This window comes from Ruegeria sp. BHSA191 (assembly GCF_059613325.1).
On sequence record NZ_JBXWSH010000003.1, the window covers coordinates 125,747 to 151,657 of the forward strand.

Below are 25,911 nucleotides of genomic sequence, written 5' to 3' on the forward strand. Positions count from 1 at the left end.
TCGCCGCTTGTCGTCGGAGCCGGGCACCTGTATGCCTGCAATGATGCCAAATGACATGAGGGCGACATGCGCATAGCACGAGATCTTGCCGACGCAGTTGGAAAAACCCCGTTGATCCGCCTCCGCCGGGTCAGCGAGGAAACCGGATGTGAAATTCTGGGCAAGGCCGAGTTCATGAATCCCGGTCAGTCGGTCAAGGACCGGGCCGCGCTGTACATCATTCGCGATGCCATCGCCCGTGGCGAGCTGAAACCGGGGGGAACCATCGTCGAAGGCACGGCCGGAAACACCGGGATCGGGCTGGCGTTGGTGGGGGCGTCGATGGGGTTCAAGACGGTGATCGTGATCCCCGAAACACAGTCGGAAGAAAAAAAGGACATGTTGCGCCTTGCCGGCGCGCAACTGGTTCAGGTGCCGGCTGCTCCGTACCGGAACCCCAACAACTTTGTCCACTATTCGCGCCGCCTGGCAGAGAAACTGGCCAAGACCGAACCCAATGGCGCGATCTGGGCCAACCAGTTCGACAACGTAGCCAACCGTCAGGCCCATGTGGAAACCACCGGCCCCGAGATCTGGGAGCAGACCGAAGGCAAGGTCGACGGGTTCATCTGTGCTGTGGGCTCGGGCGGAACGCTGGCCGGCGTGGCCGAGGCGCTGCAGCCCAAGGGCGTGACCATCGGGTTGGCCGATCCGCTGGGCGCGGGGCTGTATTCCTATTACACGACCGGCGAAATCGCGATGGAGGGCAGTTCGATCGCGGAAGGGATCGGGCAGGTGCGCATCACCAAGAATCTGGAAGGGTTCAAGCCGGACCATGCCTACCAGATCAGCGATACCGAGGCGCTGCCCTATGTGTTCAACCTGCTTCGCGAAGAGGGGTTGGTGATGGGCGGCTCGACTGCGATCAACATCGCCGGCGCGGTCCGGCTGGCCCGCGAAATGGGGCCTGGGCACACGATCGTCACGGTCTTGTGCGACTATGGCACGCGCTATCAGTCCAAACTGTTCAACCCCGAATTCCTGCGGGAAAAAGAGCTGCCCGTCCCCGAGTGGATGACCGAGGCGCCCCGCAGCATCCCCGGCGTGTTCGAAGACGTCTGATGGTCAGGCACCTGCAACATCTGCTGGCACTTGCCTTTGTGCTTGTGCTGAGTCTGGTCGGCGGTGCATCTGCCCAGCTGAGTGACACGCAGAGCGAGTATTACAAGAAATGGCTTAGCACAGCCGAGCGCGCTGAAAACGTCATTGAGGCGCGCCGTGCTTCGAATGCCGCATTCGAAAATTTGAGAGCAGAAATAAATGCTTACAGGGAGGACTTCAATAAGGCACGGACGGCAAACACCGATCGTTTGAAAACACTCGAAGCACAGCTTAATGCGCTTGGGCCGGCGCCCGAGGATGGCTCGGAGGAACCAGAGCAGATAGCACAGCTGCGGTCCCACTTGGAAAGTCAGATCAACAAGCTGAAGATCCCGCGGATCATCAGCGAGGAAGCTTTCAGTCGCGCCAATGGATTGATCAGCGAAATTGACGCGATCATTCGAGAGCGGCAGCGTACGCAGCTTTTGACGCGTGGGCCGTCGCCGCTCAATCCCGCGTACTGGGTACCTGCCTGGGAGGCGGTCAGCGAGGCCGGGCACAGCCTGGTCAACGAAACCAAGGCGAACCTTCGGTCAGCAGTCGTTCGTGAAAGAATGCGCAATGATGCTCCGGCCATCCTGACGCTGGTCATTTTGGCGCTGGTACTGCTGCTGTTTGGGCGTCGCTGGTCAGAGAGGGCCGGCGATTATCTGCGGCGCTTTGGCGGTGCGGGGCGTGGCGTGTGGACCTTCATCGTTTCGCTGTTTCGGATCATCTTCCCGTGGATGGGGGTCGTTTTTCTCATTCAGGCCGTGTCGATGACCGGCGTTCCGGGGTTTCGCGGCGCTTTGCTGATCCAGGAAGTTCCCTATTGGGCCGCGATCATTCTGTTCTACGACTGGATCGGACGTCAGATACTTTCGATGAGCGAGGCCGATGGTGCCTTGGCCCTGCCGGAAGGCAAGGTTGCTAAACTGCGGCTTTACATCGACCTGTTAGCCGTGATGCTGATTTTGCACGAACTGGCGCAGTTGTTCGGTAGGATCGAAAACATCTCCGACGCGACCCGCGCGGTGGTTAACTTTCCCATCATTCTGATTACCGGTCTGCTATTATTGCGAGCTCGGCATATCCGTGGTGGCGGTGATGGTCGAGATTCCGAAGAACAGACTTCGGAGCGGGGCCGGGGATTTGCGCAGATCGTCGAGCTTCTTCGGCGTCTCATGTTTTTGTTGGGGGCCACCGGACCATTGCTTGCTGCGCTGGGTTATACCAACGCGGCCGTTGCGGTTGTCTTCCCGGCGGTCAAGACGCTTATTCTGATTGCGGCCCTGGTGATCTTCCAGCGTTTCGTGACATCGCTATATGGCTGGCTGACCGGCCAGCAGGACGGGGCGAGCGACTCGCTGTTCTCGGTTCTAGTCGGGTTCGTTCTTGCTGTTCTGGCGCTGCCAGTCCTTGCGCTGTACTGGGGCGCGCGGGAGACCGACCTGATCGAGGTCTGGTCGCGGATCATGCTGGGCTTCGACATTGGTGGCGTGACAATCTCGCCGTCCAATTTCCTGACTTTCGTGGCCGTCTTCGTGATCGGCTACATGCTGACCCGCCTCTTGCAAGGCACGTTGCGCGGATCGCTTCTGCCGAAGACCGGGCTCGACGCTGGAGGGCAGGCCGCTGTCGTGGCCGGAACGGGCTATGTCGGTATCTTCGTGGCGGCGTTGGTCGCCATTGTGGTCGCAGGCTTTGACATGTCTTCGTTGGCGATCGTGGCCGGGGCGTTGTCGGTCGGTATCGGTTTCGGCCTGCAGACCATCGTGTCGAACTTCGTTTCCGGGATCATTCTGTTGATCGAGCGCCCGATCTCGCAGGGCGACTGGATCGACGTGAACGGCATGACCGGATACGTCCGCGATATTTCGGTCCGCTCGACCCGGATCGAGACCTTTGATCGGACCGATGTCATCATCCCCAACTCGGACCTGATCAGCGGGGTGGTCACGAACTATACCCGCGGCAACACCATCGGGCGGGTCATCGTTCCGGTCGGAGTGGCCTATGGCACGGATACCGCCAAGGTGGAGAAGATCCTGCGCGAGGTGGCAAACCAGCATCCGATGGTCCTGTCGCACCCGACGCCCAACATCTACTTTGTTGGGTTCGGGGCAGACTCGCTTGATTTCGAGATCCGCGCGATCATCCGCGATGTGAATTGGGTGGTGGCGGTCAAGTCCGAAATGAACCACGAAATCAATCGCAGATTCGCCGAGGAGGGGATCGAAATTCCCTTTGCCCAACGGGATGTCTGGTTGCGCAATCCCGAGACATTGGTCGGAGCGCCTGGGGCTGGTGTCAATGCGCCCGAAGTCGAGTGCGAGCCGAGTCAAGGAAAGGCTTCGCCGGATGGATTGTCAGACGGTGCCCACAAGTCCGAGGGAGACGTCAAAACCTGAAGGCTCGGTGTCCGGGCCCAAAGAATGGGTTGGGTTGTTCATCAACAACGTCGGAAATTTACGTCCGGCTGAGATGCATGTGATTTGCGTTCAATCGGGCCTTGCAAATCCTGATTCATTGGTCCAAATATCCTCGGCACGGAGAGGTGGCCGAGTGGTCGAAGGCGCACGCCTGGAAAGTGTGTAGGCGGGAAACCGTCTCCAGGGTTCGAATCCCTGTCTCTCCGCCACTATTTCTCTTCATCCATCTGATATTATTGTGATATTGGCGGGCTAATTTCTATTCGTCCCCCAATTCCCCCACCCCCGAAAGCAGGCCATGCCAAGTTGTGTAAAGACAAAGCTTGGCTGCCAATACATTCCCTTGCCGGACAGTACGACTCTAGATTTTCCGGCCCTGAGCCGACCCCCGAAGTGGGGTCTCGATGCTGCGACAAGACCCGCCTAACTAATAGTCTGCGGACAAAGCAACATTTGGCAAACTCGGTCAATAGCGTTGATACCCAAGGGGGCGTTGGCACGGAATGCCTGTTCTGAGCCGAACCTAGAGGTTTTTGCGTGACGCTTGAATGTCAGATTGCGTCGCAGGCCGCTGTTGTAAATTTGAGAAATCCATTTTGCTACCGTTTCACGGGCCGGGGAGAAGAAGGCATCGCTCTATGCGATAGCGAAGTATCGTCAGCTGGAGGTCTTCGCAGAATCGGCTTCTCAGCACAGATTTTCTCATGTTCCCGGAGTGCAGCGCGTCGTTTTTGCTCGTGCGACTTTACGATCGACGCCAATGGTGTGTTCGAATCGAATGGGAATATTCCCCTGCACTGCGGATATAAACTGCACCCCCAGAAGAGTTGTTCTTTTTTGTTCTTCCGTAGAGCCATCTTCCTACCACACTTTTTGCAGTCAGGATGCGCGGAAATGAAATCTGAGCAAAACTTCTTGTCTTTTTCCGAACCATTGGGAAGACATTTGGTCAGGCCTCCTCCCCGCTCCAAATCGTTGTGTGCGAGTTGGCGAACGTATTCCTTTTGCATCTCTGTTGGAATATTGCTGGAGTTGCCTCTGTGAGAACATAGAACTGAGGCTTATGCCGAATGCCGTAGCCGGTCATCAAGCATGTTCCAAAGTGGTGTATCCACGAAGTCGGGAATTTGCCCTCCACAATATTTGCAATCTAAACACTTGTAGACATAAACAGATTCAAAGTCTGGTTCGTTTCTCCGCGGACAGGCATTGACGTAGAATTTAGGAGTCAATTTACGCGGAACCATGTCGTTGAGCCGTGAGGCTTCAGCTCTCAATCTCTTCGTGAATTCTTTTTCCCATCTCTCCCGAGTCTCCGTCCGCCCAGTGACCAGCTACTTGCGTGGTGCCAGTAACTTTATTAGCCGTGTTAGTACATTTGGTGAGACGTGGCGATCTGCGTCCGAGAGGTCAATCTCTATGGCGCCAATTCCCATTCTTCGCATTCGTTCCCGTTTCGGTTGATCGACCTCATGCGTGACACGAATTTCAATGAACAACTGGACGCCGTTCAACTCCAGAACCGCATCAGGCCGAAACCCCTGGTGTACCCAGTCTTGTGGCTCGACGCGGACATTGGACTCCGATGCAATACGTTCAGGAAAGGAATGCGTCATTAGTTCGTTCAGTTTCGCGATGGGCCCGTTTGCCAACTCGTTTGGGGCGGGCCAGCCTGCCTTGCGAATGATTTCTTCCGGAATGAGAATTTTCCCCTTCAGGTCTTTTAGGGCTTGTTTTGCGGCTAAATGTAGTGCAGTTGCGCCGGCACTCTCGCAGTTCACGTTTGATGCATGGGCGAAGTGCCATACCCGATGCTTGCCCTGACGCGCGATCAGGGGTGACTTGCAAGCAGGGCATAGACATCCGCAATCCGAGCCGTTCCGAACGTCGCTGACATGAACCAAACGACCATCCGTTTCGCGTATACCCCATCCCGGACGATTTTCGTGAGTTGCGGACAATGGTTAGCCCCTGTTGAGGTGTAGCTGAACTACTTCCATTGTAAGTATGCAAACTCCTGAATTCCAAGCTTTTGCCAAGGTGCTGGGCAGAAAACGGAGCGATATTGCCTTCTGCAAGCAAACCCCTGAACGCTGGACGAGCGGCAGGTATTGACGTTAAGGGCTAGGTCGTACGTCCAGCAGGAAGGGAACCCCAGTGCATACGCCTGACCACTCGGTGGCCGACAGCATCTATTACATCAACCTTGATCGCGTACCGGAACGCCGTGCCTTCATGGAGGCCGAGTTCGCGCGAGCCGGGTTGGCCGGGGCGCACCGTCTCAGCGCGACTGATGCCAGCCAGCCGGGGGCGCTGAATTCCGCGCGCTATGTGCCCGGCAGCGGCAGCCGGTGGGGGCTCAAGCTGAGTGAGATCGGGTGCTTCGAAAGCCACCGAAGGATATGGCAAATCGGAGCCGACAGAGGGCTGCCGGCCGTGGTCGCATTTGAGGATGATGTCCAACTGTCCGATGTGACGGCCGATGTCCTTCAATCTCTGGTCCAGAACGCCGACAAATTCGACTACGTCAAGCTCGACTATTGGCCGCGCGTGCGCCGTTTCGGCCCCAGCAGAGAAATTGGTGGCGTGGCGGTGCGCGAGATATTGGAGATGGTTGCCAGTGCGGCGGCATATGTCGTGTCGCAGCAAGGATGCCGCAAACTGCTGGAATGGTCCGAAGAATACTCGGACCATCTGGATGACTTTCTGACCATTCCGCGCCCGGATTGGGCCATGTATCAATGTTTTCCAGCCGTGTGTGTCCAGGCGGTTCAGTCGCAGTTGGACACTCAGACCGTCATCAAGACTAGCGAACGCGAGCAGGACGTTCGCATCAACAGCGGGCTGGACAAGGGGCCGACCTGGTTCCGGGTGGCGCGCGAGCTGAAGGCTGCGGGCCGCAAGCTGTACTGGCGGGCAGGCGGACAGTCCCGGCTTTTGAAACGGGGCGGCTATGTCGGTCTGGTTCCGTGCGCGGACGATCTTGATGTCTGAACTCTTAAGGCCGGTCCGGGTCGTGCCTCTGAAAATTCGCTTGTTTTGCGTGCGCATAAACGGCTGTGTGCTCAATTTAGTTTGCAAAACTCTCGGAATGAGATTGCACTGCGAGGATGCTCGAGGTGGTATGAGGTCTCGCCGTGGCTCAGACGATTTTTGAAAAATACGGCGTGTTCAAAACGATAAGCTGGATCGTGATGTCGTTTTATGAAATGGCATTGAAGTCCGACGAGATCGGCGACTAGTTCGAAGACATCGACATGCCGCGCCTGATCGACCACCAGACTAAGTTCGTGTTCTCGTTGGTTGGCGGCCCGGCCTCGTTCAGCGATGACCGGATCGAGGTGGTCCACCTCCACCTGGGAATCAGTCATTCGGATTTCGGCGCGATGGCGGCATTGTTCGGGCAGGCCCTGTCGATGCATGGCATGTCGGATGAAGATTTGGATGCTGCCCTTGCCGCCATTGAGAGCAAGCGGGGGGATCATCGTCGCCCGCAATGCGGCATGAGTATCCAGGCCATCAACGAGCATCTGTCGCGGGCCATCGGAGTCGGCGTTGCCGTATTGCGGGGGTCGGATCTGACCCTCATCTTCCACAACGGGGCTTTTGCCGAACGGTTCGGAACGCCGGCCGTCGGCCAGACCTTGCCGGACCTGCTGCCCGATCTGGACAGGCGCGAACTGGATAATGTCAAGCAATCAGGACTGCGCTATTCGGCCGAGCTGAAAATCAAGCGCAACCGCCGGACGCCGGTTTTCGCCGTCTCGGTGTCGCTGGCCAACGGGATGGACGAGCAGATTCTGGTGGTCGAATGCCAGAACATCACCCGCATCCGCGGGCTGGAAAGTATGATCGACAGCTATTCGACTATGGTCGAGCGCAACACGCGCGAGTTGGAGCGCGCAAAGGAGCGGGTCGAGCGGTTGCTGCTGAACCTGATGCCGCGATCCGTCTACGAGGAGTTCAAGACCTTCGGCGTGGTGACACCGCAGCTGTTCGATCAGGTGTCGGTGGTGATGCTGGACTTCGTCGGGTTCACCGATTTTGCGGCCCGGACCGACCCCACGGTCACGTTGAGCGAGCTGAACGACATCTTCACCGCCTTTGACCGGATCGTCGAGCAATTCGGCTGCGAGCGGATCAAGACGATCGGCGATGCCTACCTGGCGGTGTCGGGAATGCCGGACGCAACGCCCGATCACGCAACGGCGGTGGCGCATTGCGCGGTGCGGTTTCTGCGTTTCTTCGACCGACGAAATGAAAGCCATCCGCACAAATGTCAGGCGCGCATAGGCCTGGGCATCGGTCCGCCGGTCGGGTCGGTCGTGGGAGTGCAGAAATACGTCTAAGATGTCTTCGGGCCGGCGGTGAACATCGCATCGCGGCTTCAGGTTTTTGCCAACCCCATGAACATCGTCGCGCCGGAAGAGATGAAATACGCCCTGATCGACGAATTCCAGATCGCCGATCTCGGGGCGGTCGAAATCAAGGGCATGGGGCGGATGGATCTGATCAATGTCAGTTCGCGGCTGAACGTATCCCGGTGCAGCCGGATGCCGTGATCATTCGTCCGGCGGCACCAGCCCTAGACCGCGCAGATAGATGCCAATGCCGCTTTCCAGAAGGTCCTCGGGCGGGAAGGGCGAGGACGCGCCCGTGTTGCGGGCATAGAGTTCGACCACGCCATGGCTCATGGCCCAGATATGCGCGCTGAACATCGAGGCGGGTGGGCGTTTCTCGGGTGGGATGTGTTGTGACAGGTCGGCGGCTGCCTGTTCAAGCACGGATTTCGCACGGTTTGCGGCCATCGACAGCTCGGGCGTGCGGTTCAGGGATATGCCGCTTTCGAACATCGCGATGTAGTGACCGGGATGCTTGCGGGCAAAGGCCAGATAGGCCCGGCCGGTCGCCTCGAACGCGGCAAGCGCCGACGGCTGCCCCTTGTCATAGGCGTGTTGCATCAGGTCGGCGAACATCTCGAAGCCCTGGCGCGCGGCCTCGGCGATCAGGTCTTCGCGCCCGTGATAGTGGCGATAGACAGCGGCCGGCGTCACCCCGGCGGTCTTGGCGGCCTCGGACAGGGTAAAGCCGGTCGGGCCCTTTTCCTCGATCAGGGACAGGGCCGCCTCGATCAGCGCCTGCTTGAGGTTCCCGTGGTGATAGCCGCGCTTGGTCATACCGGCCTCGAATGCCTGTGTTTCTTTTGTCTTTTGCCTAATGGGTATATGGTGTCGATCGGCAGGAATCCACCGCTGCGGCATGGCCGCGCGGGTCGTCATGCATCCCAGATTTCCGGCCCCCCGCAGATCAGGGGGTCTGGGGTGCCGACGGTGTCGAGATCTTTTTCGTCATGGTCCAACCCCGCCAGAACCGTTCGGATCGCGGCCAGCCGGGCGCGCTTTTTGTCGTCCGCGCGGATGATGGTCCAGGGGCAGTGGTTGAAATGCGATCGGGTCAGAGTTTCGTGGATGGATTGGGTGTAGTCCTCCCACTTGCCAAGGCCGGCGATGTCGATGGGGCTGAGCTTCCAGTATTTCAGCGGGTCGTTTTCGCGGTCCAGAAAGCGCCTGAGTTGTTCGGCCCGACCAACGTTCAGCCAGAACTTGAATAGGCGGATGCCGTCGTTGACCAGACCTTCCTCCAACCCCGGAAGCTGTCTAAAGAAGCGCTCTCGATCGTCCGGGGTGCAAAAGCCAAAGACGTTTTCGACCACGCCGCGGTTGTACCAGCTGCGGTCAAAAAAAACGAGCTCTCCGGCCGAGGGCAGGTGCGGAATGTAGCGCTGGAAATACCACTGGCTGCGTTCGGCATCCGACGGTTTGCTGAGCGCCACGACCCTTGCGCCGCGCGGATTGAGATTTTCGCGGAACCGTTTGATGGTTCCTCCTTTGCCCGCGGCGTCGCGCCCTTCGAAGATGATGGCGACACGTTGACCGGTTTCCTTGACCCAGGCCTGCAGCTTGACCAGTTCAATCTGCAGCGCGTCCATCTGCCGGTCATAGTCCTTACGCTTCATCTTCTGTCGGTAGGGGTAGGTTGGAGACAGGATGTCGCCGCGGCCAGCATTCTCGATCGCGTCGCGGACATCTTTGGGTGCGGACTTGCGGTAATAGTCGTTGATTGCCCCTTTTTGGGTTCCGGTCATGAAGCGCCTCGTAACACTGTTCACAGGTCACTATGGCTTGCTGGCCGGGCTAACGCAAACCGGCACGGTGCGCTGCCCGCTCGATGGCTGCGGCCACCTCGGACGCGGCGACGACCTGTGGCATGTGGCCGATGCCCTGCAGTTCGATCAACTCGGCGCCCGGTATCCGATCGCGCAGGCGCCGCGAGTGCCAGTCCAGCCCCACGGTGGTATCGGCAGTGCCGTGGACGATCTCGGTCGGGGCCGAAATTTCAGGATAGCGCGGTTCGAGTCTCGTGACTTCATCCAGCAAGTTGGCGCGCTGTTTGGCATTGGCGTGCATGGATGCGCGGCGCAATGTCAGACCGGGACCGAAATGCTGGGCATAGCCTGCAGGCGTTTTTTGTGGGGCAAACACGGTACCCAGCGCTTTTTCGACATACCACTCCGGCACGAAAGCGGTAATCAAAGGCAGGAGCACTGCGCTGCCCCAGGCCGTCGATGAGACGCCATTGAACGAATCCAGCGGGGTTTCCCATGGCACCGCTGCCGGGGCGATCAGGACCAGAGCCAAAATATCTTCCGGTCGCGTCACCGCCCAGGCAAGGGCGACCGAACCGCCATAGCTTTGCCCCGCGACGATGGGTTTGTCAGCCCCCAACCGGGCCGCGGCCCTTTGCAGGATGTCCGCCTGTTCGACGATGGTTTCGCCGGCAGGATTGAAGCTTTGCGAATATCCAAGGCCGGGTCGGTCGAACACGATGACACGAAAAGACCTGGCCAGTATCGGTGCCAGCGCAAAGGTCATGTCGCGGGTGTTGCCGCTGGAGCCATGTATCAGCACGACGTCAGGCCCCTGACCCATGACCACCGCATGGACGGCGATACCGTCGATGTCCAGGATTTGCCCCTCGGGCGGGAAGTCCGCCAGGGCTCGGGATTCCCGCTGGGCCGCAAGCCAGAGGGTCACGGCCGCCAGCGTTGCCGCGGCCGCGGTGAACAGTATCAGCGCCTTAACGGCCAATTTCGTTCATGTCGAACGGGGTGGTCTGGTAGATCTCGTTGATCCAGTTCCCGTACAGAAGATGCGCGTGGCTGCGCCAGCGGTTCTGCGGAGTCCGGCTGGGATCGTCGTCGGGGTAATAGTTGATCGGAACGTTGATCGGCGTGCCGTTGGCGACGTCGCGGTCATATTCCTGTTTCAGTGTGTCGCTGTCGTATTCGAAATGGTTGAAGATATACAGAGCCCTGTGTGCGGGGTCCTCGACCAGGCAGGGGCCGACCTCGTCACTGCCCAACAGGGTGGTCAGGCCGGGGGCGGCGTCGATCTCGCCCTGTCGCACCTCGGTCCAGCGGCTGACGGGGATCACGCAGTCATCCGAGAAGCCGCGCAGAAACGGCGAGGCAGGCGCAAGGTTGCGATGCCGGAAACAGCCGAAAGCCTTGGCTGGAAGCATATGCTTTCGGACCCCGTGGAAGTGGTAGATCATCGCCATCCCGCCCCAGCAGACGCCAAATGTGGAATGCACGTTGGTCTGGGTCCAGTCGAACACCTCAGTCAGTTCATCCCAATAGGTCACGTCGGAGAAATCCAGATGTTCGATCGGGGCGCCGGTGATGATCAGCCCGTCGAATTTCTGGTCCTTGACCTCCTGGAAAGGGCGATAGAACTCTTCCATGTGCTCGGCGGCGGTGTTCTTGGTCTGATGTTCGGTCATCCGGATCAGCGACAGTTCGATCTGAAGCGGGGTTGCCCCGATCAGCCGCGCGAACTGGTTTTCCGTCTGGATCTTCTTCGGCATCAGGTTCAGCAGCCCGATCTTCAGCGGCCGGATGTCCTGCCGCATGGCCTGATCCTCGGCCATGACCATGACGCCTTCGTTGGTCAGGACGTCAAAGGCGGGCAGGTCAGAGGGGATCTTGATGGGCATGGCTCAAACTTCTGGTTGGTCCGGTGAGAGGCTCTAGTTAGGATGCGGCCCGGCGGGCCTCAAGGGTGCGTTCGATCAACTCGTCGAAATCACCGGCATCGCGTACCTGTCCGATCTGGTCGGCAGTGACGGTCACGCCCCAGTTTTCCGCCATCGCCCGATACCGCGGTTGGCGATGCGCAAGCGCCTGGGCATAGGTCCAGCGGATGAAGTCATCGGGGTTCACGTCAGCCTCGGCGCAGCCGTGCCGATCCAGGTAGTCCCGCCAGACGCGCGTTAGGAATTCGGCCTGGTAGGACATGGGCTTGGGGGCCTTGTCAAAGCGACGGATCAATTCGGCGGTGTGCGCGTCGTCGCCCTTGATCCAGATCATCAGCGTATGGTGCGACAGTTCCGATAGCACGCGATCCGCCGGGTCATCGGGATCGACCCATTCACAGATCGACCCGCCCGTATCGCAGATGAAATGCGGATAACCGTACAACCGCTGCGCGCGGTCGATGAAATATTCGGTGTCCAGCAGGGCGTGGATCTCGGCCAGCCGGAACTGTTCCTGCCGGCGCCGGTATTCGGGCATGGGCAGGCCGCCCAGGTCCGGGTTTCCGGGCTTGCCCAGATAGGCGGACACGGGGGTCAGATTCTCGAACGAGATATTCGAGCCGATATAGATGGAATCGGTCAGCAGCAGATCGCGCAGAAACGGCACCTTCATCGCCTCGGCCTTGGCGTTGTCGGTGATGTATTCTCCCATATAGCGTGTACCGATCCGGTAATCGATCGAGTAATGAAACCAATCGCCGGATTCGCGCAGGATATTCGAGACATAGGTCTTGCCCAGCCCCGACATCCCGAAAAACAGCACCTTCTTTCGTGCAGCCTCGCGCCATTCCCGTGCCGAGCCGTATATCATGTTCCGCCGTCCCTTGTTTTGCCCTAGCTAGAACGCAGGGCGCGCGGCGTCAATCGCGCCGCCCGGATCGACTGAGGATCGTCAAGCCTAAGGCAAGAACGCCGAACCCCAGATAGGCGTTGGGCGGAAGGGCCTCGTTTCGGACCAGGGCGCCAAGCGTGATCGCCACCGGAGGGATGATGAGCGTCACCAGCAACAGATTGCCGCTGCCCGCCGCCGCGAGGATGCGGTAATACAGCAAATAGGCGCCGGCCGTTGCCACTACGGCGAAATAGCCGATGGCCAGCCACGTTTCGGCGGGCAGGAACAGGACGGGCGGGCCGTCAACGACCATCATGACTGGCAGCATGAAAACCGTAGAGGCGGTCAACATACCAGCAGCCGAGACTTGCGGCGGCAACCCGGACAGGTGAAGCCGCGCCCAGACCGCTGCCATCGCATAGGATACCGCGCCGGCCAGAATCGCCAGTTGCCCCATGCTCTGCAGGTCAAAGCGAAGCAGACTGCCGATGCCAATCGTGATGGAGACGCCGGCGAATCCGAGGATCACCCCGATCAGGCGGGTCGCCGAAAGCCTCTCGTCGGGAAAGAACATCGCGGCGGCCAGAACTCCGAAGATGGCCGTGGCGGCGTTCAGAATTGAGGTCAGGCCGGTATCCACATGAAGCTGGCCCCAGGCCATCAGGGTGAAGGGTAGGGCATTATTCAGCAGCCCCATGACCAGGAATGCGCGCCAGACCCGCCAGCTGGTCGGCACGGGCAGCCGCTGGATCAGGACTACGGCCCAAAGAGCCAGCGCCGCCCAGAAAACCCGGTGAAACACGGCGGTGATCACCGGAACCGAATCCAGAGCGATTCGAATCGCAAGGAAGGACCCGCCCCAGATCAGGCCCAGCAGCAAGAGTTCGGCCCCGGAGCTGGGTGAGAGTGTTTTTTGTCGTGTCATACCGGCATTTTCCACACCAGAGCCGGGCAAACGACCCGGATCATGCGAAAAACCCCGCCACTTGGGCGGGGTTCATGTTTTCAACCATTTGGCGGTCTTCAGTTCAGCGCATAGGTGATCTGGAAGCCGACACTCCAGGCGCTGTTGCCTTCGAATGTGGCGCGCGCACCGGGGCCCGCGCCGTCGGCGATCGCATCACCCAGATCCGTATAGCGGACCCCGGCCGATATCTTGGCCTTCTCTATCGAGTAGGTGCCGCCCAAGCCGATGCTCCAGAACCCGTCGGTCGGGCCGAGGTTGGATACAGGCTCGTCAGTGGACGATTCATACCCAAGCGTCACGGCGCCCGAGAACTGCTCGTTGAACTGGTAGCCCAAGCCAAGCGAATAGGTCCAGGTCGGGTCGTCATAGTCGACCAGTGGGTTCGCCGGCGGGTAGTTCGGCGGGTCATACACCGTCTGCGGCCAGTCCGCCCAGCGGACAGAACCAAACAGCAGGGTCTTTGGTGCAACACCGGTCTGGAAGTCCAGGTTGACCGACTGTGGCGAAACCACTTCGCTGGTGCTGTTTAGGCTTGCGACCGTGCCGGGCGGGATCGGCGGAACCGGGATCGGGTTCAACGACTCCGTTTGCGACAGATCATGCGAGATCTTCGAGTTGTAGGTCAGTGCGACACGCGCGGCGATTTCGGGTTTCTCCCACGCCACGCCGACCACGTAACCCAATGCGGTATCGGCATCTGCGTCAACTTCGTATCCGGCTGCGGCCGGAACCGCGACATTGGCACTAAGGCGTTGAATCCGCAGGCCACCGATTGCACTGAATCCGCCGTCGAACTTGTAGCGCAACAGAGCGGTGATCGCATCGGTATCCGCCTTCGCCCGTAGAACGTCGGTCCGGCCACCCGGGATCGGGTTCTGCGACAACGGATAACTAGCGCCATACGAGACATCCGCGGCAAACGGTTCGTCGTAGATCAACGCGAAGTCCAACCTTTCGTTGACCGCACGCTTATATGCAAGATGGGGCGTGAAGAAGTTGTTGGCCACCTCTCCCGAGTCCACCCCGAGCATCGTTCCGGTCACGCTGGGCGACGTGTAACCCAAGCGGAACTGGACCACCGATCCTTCTTCGAAGATGACGTTGATGCCTTGACCACTCCGGTCGATACCGCCTGCATGTACGGCTGTCGCTCCGACGCAAAGCGCGCACGCTTGTAGCAGCGCTTTTTTCATGTGTTCCTCCCTTTTCACTATCCGGTGCCACGTCACTTTTGTGGTGAGTGTTTGTGGCGATAAATTCGATGAACCCTATTCACGCGGAGTTTAAAAAAACGTCAACCTATGACCGAACGTTAGTTGTTTTGTGTACCCTGATGTTGTGTTGCAGAATTGCTACGGCCTTCGGCTCGGACGTTTAGGAAAATACCGCCGAAAATCACGGCAGCTCCCAGCAGTGTCCAATGGTTGAGCGGTTCGCGATACAACAGCATCCCCACGACCGCGATCGTCGGTAGCCGCGCAAAGTCAAACGGGATCACTACGGTGGCGGGTGCGATGGCCAGCGCGTTGGTGATGCAGAAATGCGCCAACAGCCCCGCCAGCCCGACCAGCAGCAGGAAGGGCGCTGTTTGCAGGGTCGGCGCCGCGATCTGCCCGTCGATACCCGATGCAGCAAGCCCCATGACCGCCTGCATGCTGGTCAACCAGAAGACGATGCAGCCAATGCTGGCAAACTGTGTCAGCTTTTTGGTCGAAATCGTTGTCAACGCAAAGAAAACAGCCGAGGCTGTCGCGGCCATCACTCCCGGCGAAATCGAGGTGGCGCCGGGGCGGGTCACGATCAGTACTCCGACAAACCCGATCACCGCCGACAGCGCGCGTGTCGGGGTCAGGCGCTCGCCTAGCAACAGGGGCGACAGCAGAATGACCCAGATCGGCTGCGTGAATTCCAGCGCGAAAACCTGCGCTAGAGGAATGACACTGACCGCGTAGAACCACAGGTTCTGGCCCGCGAAATGCACCGTGTTACGAACAAGATGCAGCCCGAACCGCCGGGTCGAAACTTGATGCCATTTTTGGGTCAGCGTCAGAATGGTGGCGACCACGATCACACCGACGACGCTGCGGTACATCATGATCTCGAACGTATCGTGGACGGCGCTCAGTTCGCGCCCCGCAACGGCCATAGAGGAAAACGACGCGATGGCGCCGGTCATCCACAGTGCCGTTTTGACCATCGTCCTTGCGTTCTCATTCATTCCGAATCCCTGCGCTATCGCCGGAGAAGCGAACCAGACACAGGCGGTTGGAACAACAACAAAAAAGCCGGGTCAGGGCCCGGCTCTTCGTGTCATTCCCATTCGATCGTGCCAGGAGGCTTGGATGTGATGTCATAGGTGCAGCGGTTGATGCCCTTGACCTCGTTGATGATCCGGGTGGCGGTTTCGCTCAGGAATTCGTGGCTGAACGGGTAGTAATCGGCCGTCATTCCATCGACAGATGTCACCGCCCGCAAGGCGCAGGCATAGTCATAGGTGCGCCCGTCGCCCATCACGCCGACCGTGCGCACCGGAAGGATCGCGACGAAGGCCTGCCAGATCTCGTCATACAGGCCATGTTTGCGGATCTGGTCGATATAGATCGCGTCGGCCTCGCGCAGGATTTGCAGCTTTTCGCGGGTGATCTCGCCCGGGCAACGGATGGCCAGGCCCGGTCCGGGGAAGGGGTGGCGGCCGATGAAGCTGGGCGGCAGGCCCAGTTCACGGCCCAGCGCGCGCACCTCGTCCTTGAACAGCTCGCGCAGCGGCTCGACCAGCTTCAGGCCCATCTTTTCGGGCAGGCCGCCGACGTTGTGATGCGATTTGATCGTGACTGACGGGCCACCGGAAAACGACACCGATTCAATGACATCGGGGTAGAGCGTGCCCTGGGCCAGAAACTCGGCGCCCTCGATCGTGTCGGCGTGTTTCTGGAACACGTCGATGAACAGCTTGCCGATGATCTTGCGCTTCGTCTCGGGGTCCGAGACGCCCTCGAGCTCGCCCAGGAACAGCTCGCTTTCATCCGCGTGGATCAGTTGGATGTTGTAGTTGTCGCGGAACATCGAGACGACTTCCTGCGCCTCGTTCTTGCGCAGCAGGCCGTGATCGACGAAAACGCAGGTCAGCTGGTCGCCGATCGCTTCGTGGATCAGAATCGCCGCGACCGAGCTGTCGACACCGCCCGACAGACCGCAGATCACCTTCTTGTCGCCGACCTGTTCGCGGATCTTGCGGATCATCTCGTCGCGATAGGCGCCCATGGTCCAGTCGCCCTTGAAACCGGCCAGTTTCACGAAATTCTCGTACAGTTTTGCGCCCTTGGGGGTGTGGTGCACCTCGGGGTGGAACTGAACGGCATAGAAATGGCGGTTGGTATCGGCGGTGATCGCAAAGGGCGCGTTGGGCGAGGTGCCGAACACCTCGAACCCCGGTGCGATTTGGCTGACATGGTCGCCGTGGCTCATCCAGACCTGTTCTTTGCCATCGGTGAACCAGCTCTCGAGCAGGTCGAGCTTGCCGCGCGGCGTCACGAAGGCCCGCCCGAACTCGGCGGTGCCGTGGCCGCTTTCGACCTTGCCGCCCAGCTGGTGCATCATGACCTGCTGGCCATAGCAGATGCCAAGGATCGGAACGCCATAGTCGAAGATCTCTTGCGGAACACGCGGCGAACCTTCGCGGGTTACGCTGTCCGGTCCGCCCGAAAAGATGATGGCGCGCGGGGCCATGTCCCGCACGAAATCCATCGTGACGTTCTGGTAGGGGTGGATTTCGCAATAGACGTTCAACTCGCGCAGGCGGCGCGCGATCAGCTGCGTCACCTGGCTGCCGAAGTCGATGATCAGAAGGCGGTCATGGGATGTCTCGGTCATACCCGGCCTTTAGGTCGGAAGCCTTGCATGTGCAAGCGCCTTGACGTCATTTGGCGGGAAAGAGTGACGCGGAGCGCACCGAATGACCGAAATCACGCTTAGACCTGCTGTTGTGGGGGACACGGACTCCATTCGCGCATGTATCCGGGCCGCCTATGCGGACCAGGCGGCGCGGATTCCCGATCTGCCAGATGTCGCGGCCGGACTCGAGGACGACATTGCGCGGCATTCGGTCATCTTAGCGGTGGTGCAGGGCGAGATTTTGGGTGTGATCGTCTTCGGGCCCGTGGGGCAGGCGATGATGGTGTTCAACCTGGCGGTTTCGCCGGTTGCACAGGGGCAGGGGGTGGCCCGCAAGTTGCTGGCCCAGGCGGAAGCCCAGGCCATCAGGTCAGGGTGCAACCGTTTGAAGCTGACGACCCACCGCATGATGAAGAATACCTGCGCGATGTACCGGCATCTGGGCTGGAACGAGGTCGCCGCGCAGGGCAACAAGGTCTACTTTGGGAAACCCCTGTGATCCCCGAATGCGCCAGATTTGAGGGGTTGACCTGACGCACCATGTCGCTTTTTCCCCCAATGCGCCGGAAATCACATCTGATGGCGCGCTAGATTCCAGTAACACACATACCAACCTAAACAGTCACACGGGGTCATCTGATGGCAGAGGCAAACACCCGACGCAGAGCGCGCGGTGGCGGCGGCGCCGCCCGCCGGGCCGAACGCACGGCGGTTCGGATCGAAACGGCGAAATACATCGAGCGCAACATTCCGAACTTTGAGGTTCTGAACGACGAGGCGTTGGAGATCATCGAAACCAACGCGGAGACCGTGCTGGAAGAAGTCGGCGTCAATTTCGTCGACAACCCGGCGGCACTGGAACGCTGGCGGGACGCCGGGGCCGATGTGGACGGGGAACGGGTACGCATCCCGCGGGGCCTTGCGCGCGAGTTGATCAAGACCGCGCCCAGCCAGTTCACGCAGCACGCCCGCAACCCCGAGAAATCGGTGGTGATCGGCGGGCGCAACCTGGTGTTGGCTCCGGTCTATGGACCGCCCTTCGTGCGCGATGCCAAAGGCGGGCGCCGCTATGCCACGATGGACGATTTCAACAAGTTCGTGAAACTGGCCTACATGTCCAAGTGGCTGCACCACTCGGGTGGCACCGTCTGCGAACCCACCGACATTCCGGTGAACAAGCGGCATCTCGACATGCTGATGGCGCATATGACGCTGTCCGACAAACCCTTCATGGGTTCGGTGACCGATCCCAGCCGGGCGCAGGATTCGGTTGAGATGTGCGAGATTCTGTTCGGCAAGGAGTTCGTGCAGGAAAACACCGTGATGACCTCGCTCACCAACATCAACTCGCCGATGACCTTCGACGACGTGATGATGGGGTCGCTGGAAGTCTATGCGCGCAACAACCAAGCCTGCATCATCTCGCCCTTCATCGTGGGCGGCGCGATGGCGCCGGTCTCGGTCGCGGGGACGCTGACCCAGGTGCTGGCCGAGGTGCTGGCCGGTGTGGCCTACAGCCAGATCATCCGTCCCGGCGCGCCTGCCATCTTTGGCGCTTTCGTGTCGTCGATCGACATGAACTCGGGCGCGCCAACCTTCGGTACTCCCGAAGCGTCGCTCATCACTTATGGTGCGGGCCAACTGGCGCGTCGTTTGAACCTGCCTTACCGCTCGGCCGGGTCGTTCTGCGGCTCGAAACTGCCGGACGCGCAGGCCGCATACGAAACCGCGAACTCGCTGAATACAGGCTTGCTGTCGGGCGTCAACTTCATGTTGCATGCCTGCGGCTGGCTGGAGGGCGGCCTGGTGGCGGATTTCGAGAAATTCGTGATGGATGCCGACCAGCTTGGCGTTCTGCACGCAATGGCCAAGGGCGTTGCATATGATGAGAACGCGCAGGCCATGGACGCAATCCGCGAGGTGGGGCCGGGCGGTCACTACCTGGGCTGTGCCCATACCCAGGCCAACTTCAAGGACGCGTTCTGGAAGACTGAGCTTCTGGACTACAAGCCCTTTGAAACCTGGGAAGAAGAGGGCGCGCGCGACACGCGCACTCTGGCCTCGGTCCGGGTCGAACATCTGCTGGCCCATTACCAGCAACCGCATCTCGACCCCGAGAAACTGGCCGCGCTGACCGCCTATGTCGAAGAAAAGAAAGCGTCGATGCCCGACGCCTTCTCCTGATTAGTGACAGGCCGGGGCGCGGCTGACCTGATACAGCTGCGCCTCGCCCGCCAGTGCGATCAAGATGTCCAGGTGTCGGACCAGAGAATAGGCCGGATCGTTGATGCGCCGCCGGTCCTCCATCTCCCGTTCCAACTCCATCAGCCGTATCAGCGCCGCCCCCGAACCGGGCAGAGCGTCAAAACCCAGCACACGCTGCAAATGCCTGTTTCGGTCGTAATCCCGTGCCCCCAGTTTGGCCGCCCGAGCCAACAGGCGGGGACGGCGAAGGGATGTGATCATCGAGGTCAGGTCCTGCATCAGGCAATCCTTTGTTCTGTGTTGGATGCCTCACTGTTGCACAACCTAGGCGGGTGTTGCCTTGCTGGGGCTCTCTCCGAACGATGGTTTCACCACTGTTTATGATTCTGAATCAATTCTGGTTCGCGCCGTTGGTGGTTAACGAACGAGTAACGAAACCAACCCTAGTTAGATTTGGTTAACACTTTAACCAACGGCGGATACTGGCAGTTTGGTTTGTCGACGAGGGCGTACAACAATGGACAACATCATGGCTTCCACCGTTCCAACTTGGGTCCCCGAGGGCGCGCAGCGCTATCTGGCCCATACCGAAGCGGGGCGGTCGATCCGGGATCTTGCACGATCGGCCGGATGCCACGCGTCAACCATACTCAGGCAGATCCGACGCATCGAAATGCGGCGCGACGATCCGCTGGTCGATGCAGCATTGCAATCGCTTGCGCAAACCCATTTCGCCGACCAGAGCCGGCGGCAAGAGGCAGACGAAGAGCCCACGCCGTGCGAATTGGCGGCCGAAGACGAAGAGTTCGACCGCGAGGCCCTGCGTGTGCTGCGCCGCCTGTGTGAAACCGGCGCTGTTCTGGCCGTTGCCGAGGACATGGACAAAGCCGTCGTGGTGCGCGACAGCGGAGCGGCCGGCGCGACCCGGACCGCCGTTGTCGATTGCAAGATCGCGCAGGCCCTGGCGTTGAAAGACTGGATCTCGTGCGACAATCCCGGACGGATCAGCCGCTATCGGATCACCCCGACAGGGCGAACGGCGCTGGGTCAGTTGATCGCGGATGCGGAAAACCGAGCTAGGGCAAGGGCGGAATTCGGCATGGCTGAGGCTCCGGCAGCGTTTCAGCATCGCAACGCGGCACGGCCGAGCCACGCCCCGCGCGCTCGTCGGATCCGCTACACTGCCGCCGAAAGCCCTCTGGTCGCTTTGGCGCGTCGGCGGGACCGGGATGGAAAGCCGTTTCTGGATGAAAGTCTGGTGCGCGCCGGCGAACGGCTGCGGGAAGATTTTGAGTTGGCTCAGTTGGGGCCACAGGTCACGCAGAACTGGGACAGGTTCCTGACCGGCGGCGGGCGCGTCGGGTTCGAGGGCGATGCGCCGGTTGCGCGGGGGTCCTCCGAGGCACGCGACCGCGTGGCCCGCGCGTTGTCGGATCTGGGGCCGGGGCTAAGCGATGTGGCCTTGCGCTGCTGCTGCTATCTGGAAGGGTTGGAACTGGCCGAGAAACGCATGGGCTGGTCGGCGCGCTCGGGCAAGATCGTGCTGCGGATCGCGCTCCAGCGGCTTAAGCGGCATTACGAAATGCAGGCGGAGAGCGACCGGCGGATCGGGTGATCTGCCGCGAACTTCATTGGTTTTGCTTGCGATAGCCGTCGTAGGTGATAGTCAGGGGTTATGAATTTCACCCTCAGACAGTTGCAATACTTCCGCGCTGTGGCCGAGCAGCGCAACTTTGGCCGGGCTGCTCAGGTGTGTCACGTTTCTCAACCGGCACTATCGGTGCAGATCCGGGCGTTGGAAGACATCATGGGCGGGCCGCTATTTGAAAGGCGCGCCCGTGATGTTCTGCTGACGCCGTTGGGGCGCGATGCGCTTGAGCACGCACGGCGCATTTTGGGCGCGGCCGAACGGTTGGATCGGTTTGCGCGTGACAACTCCACCGGACATCGCAGTCTGTCGGTCGGTTTGATCCCGACCGTCGCACCGTATCTGTTGCCGGGTGTCCTTGCTGGTCTGCGGTCAGCGGATGTGTCCCTGCGCGTGCAGGTGCGAGAGGCGCGCACCGAGCGGCTGCTGTCGATGCTGAAAGCGGGAGAGATCGACGCCGCCGTGCTGGCCCTGCCGGTGGGTTCGCGCGGCATGGACGAGGTGCCTCTGTTCGAGGATCGCTTTCTGCTGGCTGGCAGCGAGACACGCCTGAACAGCCTGACCGTCAGCCCCGACGATCTGCGCCCGATCGACCTGAATGCAGCCCAGCTGATGCTGCTGGAAGACGGGCACTGCCTTACGGATCAGGCGCTTGAGGTGTGCGGTCAGGACCGGACCAGCGCCCATATCAACATGGGCGCATCGTCATTGGCCACGCTGTCGCGGTTGGTGGCCGAGGGGTTTGGCCTGACCCTGATCCCTGAGTTAGCGGCGCGTTCCGAGACCAAAGCCGTTCCGGGGCTGAAACTGCTGCGGTTCGGCGCCCCGGAGCCCGCTCGGCAGATCGGCCTTGTGCGGCGCGACTCGTCGGATGGGGCGGTGTGGTTCGATCAACTGGCCCAGGTGATCCGGCAGGTAGGCGAAAGCATCGTGTCAGAAACCCGGAACTAAAAAGGGCCCGCACTTGGCGAGCCCTTTGCATGGAGGGTGGTTGACGCCTCAGGCCATTTCGGGCTGCTGGGCTTTTTCCAGGTGCTTCATCAGGTTTTCGGGCGACGAAACGCCATAGGGGTCCTCGGGGCAGTTGTCCATCAGGCCGGGCTCTTCGAACCACGCCTCGACCACGCCATCGTTGATGATGGCGGCATAGCGCCACGACCGCATGCCAAAGCCCAGATTGGCCTTGTCGACCAGCATACCCATCTTGCGAGTGAACTCGCCCGACCCGTCGGGGATGACCTTGACGTTCTTCAGCCCCTGATCCTGTGCCCATTTGTTCATGACAAAGCTGTCATTGACTGACATGCAGTAGATCTCGTCGATGCCCTTGGCCTTGAACGCCTCGTAGTTGTTCTCGAACCCAGGCAGTTGGTAGGTCGAGCAGGTGGGGGTGAACGCACCGGGCAGCGAGAACAGGATGACCCGCTTGCCTGCGAAGTAATCGGCCGTGGTCTTGTCTTCCCAGCGGAACGGGTTGGGCCCTTCGATCGAGTCGTCGCGCACGCGGGTGTGGAACGTCACGTCGGGTAGCTTGGCACCGGTTTTCATGGGCATCTCCTGTGATTCACATTAATTCGGCCCGTGGGTTAAAACGATTCCAAACCGGCTTCAACACGGGATGTGCTGCGTTTGCGAAAATCCTCTTGTATGCTGAAAACATGTCGAAATCAGCGTCGATCTCCTAGAAAATCGCGCTTTCATTCTGCATCTGCAAAACGTTGACGCATGGCAGCTATGCATGGCTGGCGTAATACATCCGACCGGTTTATGTTATGCACCATCCAAATTGACCCAAAGTCAGGAAACCGGCCCGTGCGCGATCTGAAAATCCCTGAACAACGTCACCCGGAAAAGGCGCATAAGCCCGACAATGCGCAGCCGAAAAAGCCCAGCTGGATTCGGGTGAAAGCGCCCGGCGGCAAGGGCTATGCCGACACGCGCCGGATTATGCGCGACAACAACCTGGTCACCGTCTGCGAAGAGGCCGGATGCCCGAACGTGGGCGAATGCTGGAGCCAGGGCCATGCGACCATGATGATCATGGGCGAGATCTGCACCCGTGGCTGCACCTTCTGCAACATCGCCACCGGTCGCCCCGATGCGTTGGACGCGTTCGAACCGGGCCGGGTGGCACATGCGGTGGAAAAGCTGGGCCTGAACCATGTCGTCATCACCTCGGTTGACCGCGACGATCTGGCCGATGGTGGGGCCGAGCATTTCGCTCAGACCATCCGCGCGGTACGTCACCGCTCCCCCAAAACAACGATCGAAATCCTGACACCGGATTTCCTGAAATGCGATCCCTCGGTTCTGGAAACCGTGGTCGCGGCCAAGCCGGACGTGTTCAACCACAACCTTGAAACCGTGCCGGGCCTGTACCCCGAGGTACGCCCAGGCGCGCGCTATTTCCACTCACTGCGGCTGCTGCAGAGAGTCAAGGAATTGGACCCGTCGATCTTCACCAAGTCGGGGATCATGGTTGGTCTGGGCGAGAACGAACAGCAGGTGCGCCAGGTCATGGACGACATGCGCGCCGCCGACATCGATTTCCTGACCATCGGCCAGTATCTGCAGCCCACGCCGAAACACCACCGCGTGGACCGCTTTGTCACGCCCGAAGAGTTCGCGGCCTATGAAAAAGCCGCCTATGGCAAAGGGTTCCTGATGGTTTCGGCCACGCCGCTGACCCGCTCGTCGTACCATGCGGGCGATGATTTCGCGCGCCTGCGAGCAGCGCGACAGAAAAAGCTGGGGCAGGCGTGACGCCGCAAGCGCTGGCGCAACTGACTGCGCTGCGCCACGCGTTGCACCAACGGCCCGAGGTCTCGGGTGAAGAGTCTGAAACGGCCGCCTTCATCGCCGAGCAATTGCGTGGTGTGGGCGGCCGGGTTCTGACCGGGATCGGTGGGCACGGGGTCGCGGCCGTGTTCGACTCGGGCCAGCCGGGGCCCACCGTGGGCATCCGCTGCGAACTGGACGCGCTGCCGATATTGGAGATGCCGGGTAAACCCTGGTGCTCGCAGGTTCCGGGCAAGGGTCATCTGTGCGGGCATGACGGCCATATGGCCATGGTTCTGGGCGTCGCGCAGGACCTGGCGCAAACGCCGGTGTCGCGCGGTCGGGTCGTGCTGATCTTCCAGCCTGCCGAAGAGACCGGTCAGGGCGCACGCGATTTTCGGAACGACCCGCAATACGCTGAAATACAGCCCGATTTCCTGTTTTCCCTGCATAACCTGCCGGGGCTGGACCTGGGCGCGGTCGAACTGTGCTCTGGCCCGGCCAATTGCGCTTCACGCGGGATGCGGGTGCGGCTGACGGGCAAGACCTCGCACGCCGCGGCTCCGCAGGACGGCCTGTCGCCGGCCTCGGCCATGGCCGAGTTGATGCCGGCCTTGGCTGCCTTGGGGCCGGGCGGAGAGCTGACCGAGGATTACACGCTGACCACCGTCACCCACGCCCAACTAGGGGCCCCGACATTCGGCGTGGCGCCCGGCGAGGCCGAGATATGGGTGACGCTGCGCACCGTTTCGGACGCGCGCATGGCGCAACTGGTCGATCACGCCGAGGCACTGGTCCGCAAAGCCGCCGCCGACGAGGGGCTGGGTGTTGAGATCACCTATGACGACGTGTTCGAGGCCTGCGTCAACCACCCGGAGGCCGTGCAGATCCTGGCTCAAGCCTGCGTACAGGCCGGGGTGCAACCGCGTCTGACCACCTTGCCGCAAAGGTTTTCGGAGGATTTCGGGCAGTTCGCCAAAGGGTCGAAAACCGCCATGTTCTGGCTGGGGGCCGGGGTTGACCATCCGCAACTGCACAACCCCGACTATGACTTCCCTGACGCGCTGATACCTGTCGGCGCGGGCATCTTTCTGGCGGCAATCCGTCAGGTGCTGGACGCGCCGGTCACGGGCTGAGCTTGCGCGGCTGGCTGGTTGCCCATTCGGGCCACCAGCCCATGTATTCGATAACCGCAATTAGCAGACACAACACGATTAGACCCAGTACCAGCTTGACCCGCTGGTCCGAGGGCGGATTGCGCGCCCAGCGGGACATTCGCAGAAGGTGGCGCAGGATCATGGGGCCTCGAATCCGCGGCGGGATCAGTCTTGGGTAAAGCGGACCTTGCCGATGAAGGGCAGGTTGCGGTTGCGTTGCGCATAGTCGATGCCATAGCCCACGACGAATTCGTCCGGGATCTCAAAGCCGATCCAATCGGCGCGGAAATCAACCTCGCGGCGGCTGGGTTTGTCCAGCAGGGCAATCGACTTGAGCCGTTTTGGCTGGCGGCTGCGCAACAGGTTGGTGACGTGGTTCAGCGTGTGCCCCGTGTCGACGATATCTTCGACCACCAGCACGTCGCGTCCTTCAATTGCGCCGCGCAAGTCTTTGAGAATGCGCACTTCCCGGCTGCTTTCCATTGAATCGCCATAGGAGGACGCCTCAAGAAAATCGACCTCGATCGGCAGGTCCAGTTCGCGTACCAGGTCGGCGATGAACACGAAGCTGCCGCGTAGCAGGCCTACGACCACCAGCTTGTCGGTATCGCCGAATTCGCGAGTGATTTCGCGGCACAATTCCTCGATCCGTGCCGCGATGGCCTTGGCCGAGATCATCTCATCTATCACATATGCGCGCTGGCTCATGGCTGCCCCCTTGATCTTTG

The 25,911-nt window shown here is 60.4% G+C and carries 24 protein-coding genes, 1 tRNA gene and 1 pseudogene; 11 read left to right on the forward strand and 15 right to left on the reverse strand.

Translation table 11 applies throughout. The features are described from left to right. Positions 1 to 66: 66 nt before the first annotated feature. The 3 genes from AC2FNS_RS04305 to AC2FNS_RS04315 all read left to right on the forward strand — a co-directional run bounded on the left by AC2FNS_RS04305 (position 67) and on the right by AC2FNS_RS04315 (position 3,760). Positions 67 to 1,101 carry a cysteine synthase A gene (locus AC2FNS_RS04305; RefSeq protein ID WP_496687167.1) on the forward strand — a complete coding sequence of 345 codons (1,035 nt, stop codon included), beginning with the start codon at positions 67 to 69 and terminating at the stop codon, positions 1,099 to 1,101. Continuing rightward, complete coding sequence (locus AC2FNS_RS04310; protein ID WP_496797425.1) at positions 1,101 to 3,530, forward strand: DUF3772 domain-containing protein; 2,430 nt, start codon at positions 1,101 to 1,103, stop codon at positions 3,528 to 3,530. Before AC2FNS_RS04305 ends, AC2FNS_RS04310 begins: the two co-directional genes overlap by 1 nt. A gap of 140 nt (positions 3,531 to 3,670) precedes the next feature. Further along, positions 3,671 to 3,760, forward strand: a tRNA-Ser gene (locus AC2FNS_RS04315). A 390-nt stretch (positions 3,761 to 4,150) separates the two neighbouring features. Here AC2FNS_RS04315 and AC2FNS_RS04320 read toward each other — a convergent pair. Both AC2FNS_RS04320 and AC2FNS_RS04325 read right to left on the reverse strand, forming a co-directional pair. Continuing rightward, a complete protein-coding gene (locus tag AC2FNS_RS04320) occupies positions 4,151 to 4,561 on the reverse strand; it encodes a topoisomerase DNA-binding C4 zinc finger domain-containing protein (RefSeq protein ID WP_496712318.1) in 411 nt (136 codons plus the stop codon). 324 nt (positions 4,562 to 4,885) lie between these two features. Next, positions 4,886 to 5,512, reverse strand: coding sequence for a competence protein CoiA family protein (locus AC2FNS_RS04325; RefSeq protein WP_496727568.1), 627 nt, complete (start codon positions 5,510 to 5,512; stop codon positions 4,886 to 4,888). A gap of 196 nt (positions 5,513 to 5,708) precedes the next feature. Here AC2FNS_RS04325 and AC2FNS_RS04330 point away from each other — a divergent pair, with 196 nt between their 5' ends. Continuing rightward, positions 5,709 to 6,545: a glycosyltransferase family 25 protein gene (locus tag AC2FNS_RS04330; protein ID WP_496712316.1), complete on the forward strand. Its 837-nt coding sequence runs from the start codon at positions 5,709 to 5,711 to the stop codon at positions 6,543 to 6,545. 263 nt (positions 6,546 to 6,808) lie between these two features. Beyond that, a pseudogene (locus tag AC2FNS_RS04335) lies at positions 6,809 to 8,113 on the forward strand (adenylate/guanylate cyclase domain-containing protein). Here AC2FNS_RS04335 and AC2FNS_RS04340 read toward each other — a convergent pair. The 9 genes from AC2FNS_RS04340 to guaA all read right to left on the reverse strand — a co-directional run bounded on the left by AC2FNS_RS04340 (position 8,114) and on the right by guaA (position 17,374). Further along, a complete protein-coding gene (locus AC2FNS_RS04340) occupies positions 8,114 to 8,728 on the reverse strand; it encodes a TetR/AcrR family transcriptional regulator (protein WP_496712315.1) in 615 nt (204 codons plus the stop codon). A 98-nt stretch (positions 8,729 to 8,826) separates the two neighbouring features. Beyond that, entirely contained in the window at positions 8,827 to 9,696 is an 870-nt protein-coding gene (ppk2, locus tag AC2FNS_RS04345) for a polyphosphate kinase 2 (RefSeq protein WP_496712313.1), read from the reverse strand. Positions 9,697 to 9,745: 49 nt separating this feature from the next. Continuing rightward, a complete protein-coding gene (locus tag AC2FNS_RS04350) occupies positions 9,746 to 10,699 on the reverse strand; it encodes an alpha/beta fold hydrolase (RefSeq protein ID WP_496712311.1) in 954 nt (317 codons plus the stop codon). After that, positions 10,689 to 11,606: a homoserine O-acetyltransferase MetA gene (metA, locus tag AC2FNS_RS04355; protein WP_496680818.1), complete on the reverse strand. Its 918-nt coding sequence runs from the start codon at positions 11,604 to 11,606 to the stop codon at positions 10,689 to 10,691. The genes AC2FNS_RS04350 and metA overlap by 11 nt, the downstream gene beginning before the upstream one ends. A gap of 37 nt (positions 11,607 to 11,643) precedes the next feature. Further along, positions 11,644 to 12,516, reverse strand: a complete 873-nt coding sequence (locus AC2FNS_RS04360) for an ATPase (protein ID WP_496712309.1) — start codon at positions 12,514 to 12,516, stop codon at positions 11,644 to 11,646. A 49-nt stretch (positions 12,517 to 12,565) separates the two neighbouring features. Further along, on the reverse strand, positions 12,566 to 13,462 hold the full coding sequence (locus AC2FNS_RS04365) for a DMT family transporter (protein WP_496712308.1): 897 nt from the start codon (positions 13,460 to 13,462) through the stop codon (positions 12,566 to 12,568). A 98-nt stretch (positions 13,463 to 13,560) separates the two neighbouring features. Beyond that, positions 13,561 to 14,697 carry an OmpP1/FadL family transporter gene (locus AC2FNS_RS04370; RefSeq protein ID WP_496680811.1) on the reverse strand — a complete coding sequence of 379 codons (1,137 nt, stop codon included), beginning with the start codon at positions 14,695 to 14,697 and terminating at the stop codon, positions 13,561 to 13,563. A gap of 119 nt (positions 14,698 to 14,816) precedes the next feature. Continuing rightward, the gene (locus tag AC2FNS_RS04375; protein WP_496712306.1) at positions 14,817 to 15,701 is read right to left on the reverse strand and encodes a DMT family transporter; all 885 of its coding nucleotides are present in this window, start codon (positions 15,699 to 15,701) and stop codon (positions 14,817 to 14,819) included. A 113-nt stretch (positions 15,702 to 15,814) separates the two neighbouring features. Then, positions 15,815 to 17,374, reverse strand: a complete 1,560-nt coding sequence (guaA, locus tag AC2FNS_RS04380; RefSeq protein ID WP_496712305.1) for a glutamine-hydrolyzing GMP synthase — start codon at positions 17,372 to 17,374, stop codon at positions 15,815 to 15,817. 82 nt (positions 17,375 to 17,456) lie between these two features. Here guaA and AC2FNS_RS04385 point away from each other — a divergent pair, with 82 nt between their 5' ends. Then, a complete protein-coding gene (locus tag AC2FNS_RS04385) occupies positions 17,457 to 17,894 on the forward strand; it encodes a GNAT family N-acetyltransferase (RefSeq protein WP_496712304.1) in 438 nt (145 codons plus the stop codon). Positions 17,895 to 18,034: 140 nt separating this feature from the next. Next, a complete protein-coding gene (locus AC2FNS_RS04390) occupies positions 18,035 to 19,579 on the forward strand; it encodes a trimethylamine methyltransferase family protein (protein ID WP_496680803.1) in 1,545 nt (514 codons plus the stop codon). Here AC2FNS_RS04390 and AC2FNS_RS04395 read toward each other — a convergent pair whose 3' ends face one another. After that, the gene (locus AC2FNS_RS04395; protein ID WP_496712302.1) at positions 19,580 to 19,879 is read right to left on the reverse strand and encodes a DUF6477 family protein; all 300 of its coding nucleotides are present in this window, start codon (positions 19,877 to 19,879) and stop codon (positions 19,580 to 19,582) included. It lies immediately after the preceding gene. A 238-nt stretch (positions 19,880 to 20,117) separates the two neighbouring features. Between AC2FNS_RS04395 and AC2FNS_RS04400 the strand changes: the two genes are divergently transcribed. Then, complete coding sequence (locus tag AC2FNS_RS04400; protein ID WP_496688222.1) at positions 20,118 to 21,215, forward strand: DUF6456 domain-containing protein; 1,098 nt, start codon at positions 20,118 to 20,120, stop codon at positions 21,213 to 21,215. A gap of 60 nt (positions 21,216 to 21,275) precedes the next feature. Further along, positions 21,276 to 22,199 (forward strand): LysR substrate-binding domain-containing protein, encoded by a 924-nt coding sequence (locus AC2FNS_RS04405; protein ID WP_496712300.1) that lies wholly within the window; start codon positions 21,276 to 21,278, stop codon positions 22,197 to 22,199. Between the two features lie 48 nt (positions 22,200 to 22,247). Here the strand turns inward: AC2FNS_RS04405 and AC2FNS_RS04410 are convergent, their stop codons facing one another. Then, a complete protein-coding gene (locus tag AC2FNS_RS04410) occupies positions 22,248 to 22,796 on the reverse strand; it encodes a peroxiredoxin (RefSeq protein ID WP_496727570.1) in 549 nt (182 codons plus the stop codon). 264 nt (positions 22,797 to 23,060) lie between these two features. On the opposite strand from AC2FNS_RS04410, the gene lipA reads away from it, so the two are divergent. Then, a complete protein-coding gene (gene lipA / locus AC2FNS_RS04415) occupies positions 23,061 to 24,011 on the forward strand; it encodes a lipoyl synthase (RefSeq protein WP_170419103.1) in 951 nt (316 codons plus the stop codon). Then, positions 24,008 to 25,162, forward strand: a complete 1,155-nt coding sequence (locus AC2FNS_RS04420) for an amidohydrolase (protein WP_496713122.1) — start codon at positions 24,008 to 24,010, stop codon at positions 25,160 to 25,162. The genes lipA and AC2FNS_RS04420 overlap by 4 nt, the downstream gene beginning before the upstream one ends. Here the strand turns inward: AC2FNS_RS04420 and AC2FNS_RS04425 are convergent. Then, positions 25,152 to 25,325, reverse strand: coding sequence for a hypothetical protein (locus AC2FNS_RS04425; RefSeq protein WP_170389909.1), 174 nt, complete (start codon positions 25,323 to 25,325; stop codon positions 25,152 to 25,154). The genes AC2FNS_RS04420 and AC2FNS_RS04425 overlap by 11 nt on opposite strands. A 23-nt stretch (positions 25,326 to 25,348) precedes the next feature. Next, positions 25,349 to 25,891: a hypoxanthine phosphoribosyltransferase gene (gene hpt, locus AC2FNS_RS04430; protein ID WP_149775254.1), complete on the reverse strand. Its 543-nt coding sequence runs from the start codon at positions 25,889 to 25,891 to the stop codon at positions 25,349 to 25,351. Positions 25,892 to 25,911: the final 20 nt, after the last annotated feature.

What these genes read in the sequence shown, in the direction of transcription:
- AC2FNS_RS04320 (WP_496712318.1), bottom strand. Translation starts at nt 4,561, where the DNA reads ATGCAAAAGGAATACGTTCGCCAACTCGCACACAACGATTTGGAGCGG.
- AC2FNS_RS04395 (WP_496712302.1), bottom strand. Translation starts at nt 19,879, where the DNA reads ATGCAGGACCTGACCTCGATGATCACATCCCTTCGCCGTCCCCGCCTG.
- AC2FNS_RS04375 (WP_496712306.1), bottom strand. Translation starts at nt 15,701, where the DNA reads ATGGTCAAAACGGCACTGTGGATGACCGGCGCCATCGCGTCGTTTTCC.
- AC2FNS_RS04410 (WP_496727570.1), bottom strand. Translation starts at nt 22,796, where the DNA reads ATGAAAACCGGTGCCAAGCTACCCGACGTGACGTTCCACACCCGCGTG.
- AC2FNS_RS04365 (WP_496712308.1), bottom strand. Translation starts at nt 13,462, where the DNA reads ATGACACGACAAAAAACACTCTCACCCAGCTCCGGGGCCGAACTCTTG.
- AC2FNS_RS04370 (WP_496680811.1), bottom strand. Translation starts at nt 14,697, where the DNA reads ATGAAAAAAGCGCTGCTACAAGCGTGCGCGCTTTGCGTCGGAGCGACA.
- AC2FNS_RS04310 (WP_496797425.1), top strand. Translation starts at nt 1,101, where the DNA reads ATGGTCAGGCACCTGCAACATCTGCTGGCACTTGCCTTTGTGCTTGTG.
- AC2FNS_RS04425 (WP_170389909.1), bottom strand. Translation starts at nt 25,325, where the DNA reads ATGATCCTGCGCCACCTTCTGCGAATGTCCCGCTGGGCGCGCAATCCG.
- AC2FNS_RS04400 (WP_496688222.1), top strand. Translation starts at nt 20,118, where the DNA reads ATGGACAACATCATGGCTTCCACCGTTCCAACTTGGGTCCCCGAGGGC.
- hpt (WP_149775254.1), bottom strand. Translation starts at nt 25,891, where the DNA reads ATGAGCCAGCGCGCATATGTGATAGATGAGATGATCTCGGCCAAGGCC.
- ppk2 (WP_496712313.1), bottom strand. Translation starts at nt 9,696, where the DNA reads ATGACCGGAACCCAAAAAGGGGCAATCAACGACTATTACCGCAAGTCC.
- AC2FNS_RS04340 (WP_496712315.1), bottom strand. Translation starts at nt 8,728, where the DNA reads ATGACCAAGCGCGGCTATCACCACGGGAACCTCAAGCAGGCGCTGATC.
- metA (WP_496680818.1), bottom strand. Translation starts at nt 11,606, where the DNA reads ATGCCCATCAAGATCCCCTCTGACCTGCCCGCCTTTGACGTCCTGACC.
- AC2FNS_RS04385 (WP_496712304.1), top strand. Translation starts at nt 17,457, where the DNA reads ATGACCGAAATCACGCTTAGACCTGCTGTTGTGGGGGACACGGACTCC.
- guaA (WP_496712305.1), bottom strand. Translation starts at nt 17,374, where the DNA reads ATGACCGAGACATCCCATGACCGCCTTCTGATCATCGACTTCGGCAGC.
- AC2FNS_RS04390 (WP_496680803.1), top strand. Translation starts at nt 18,035, where the DNA reads ATGGCAGAGGCAAACACCCGACGCAGAGCGCGCGGTGGCGGCGGCGCC.
- AC2FNS_RS04405 (WP_496712300.1), top strand. Translation starts at nt 21,276, where the DNA reads ATGAATTTCACCCTCAGACAGTTGCAATACTTCCGCGCTGTGGCCGAG.
- AC2FNS_RS04305 (WP_496687167.1), top strand. Translation starts at nt 67, where the DNA reads ATGCGCATAGCACGAGATCTTGCCGACGCAGTTGGAAAAACCCCGTTG.
- AC2FNS_RS04360 (WP_496712309.1), bottom strand. Translation starts at nt 12,516, where the DNA reads ATGATATACGGCTCGGCACGGGAATGGCGCGAGGCTGCACGAAAGAAG.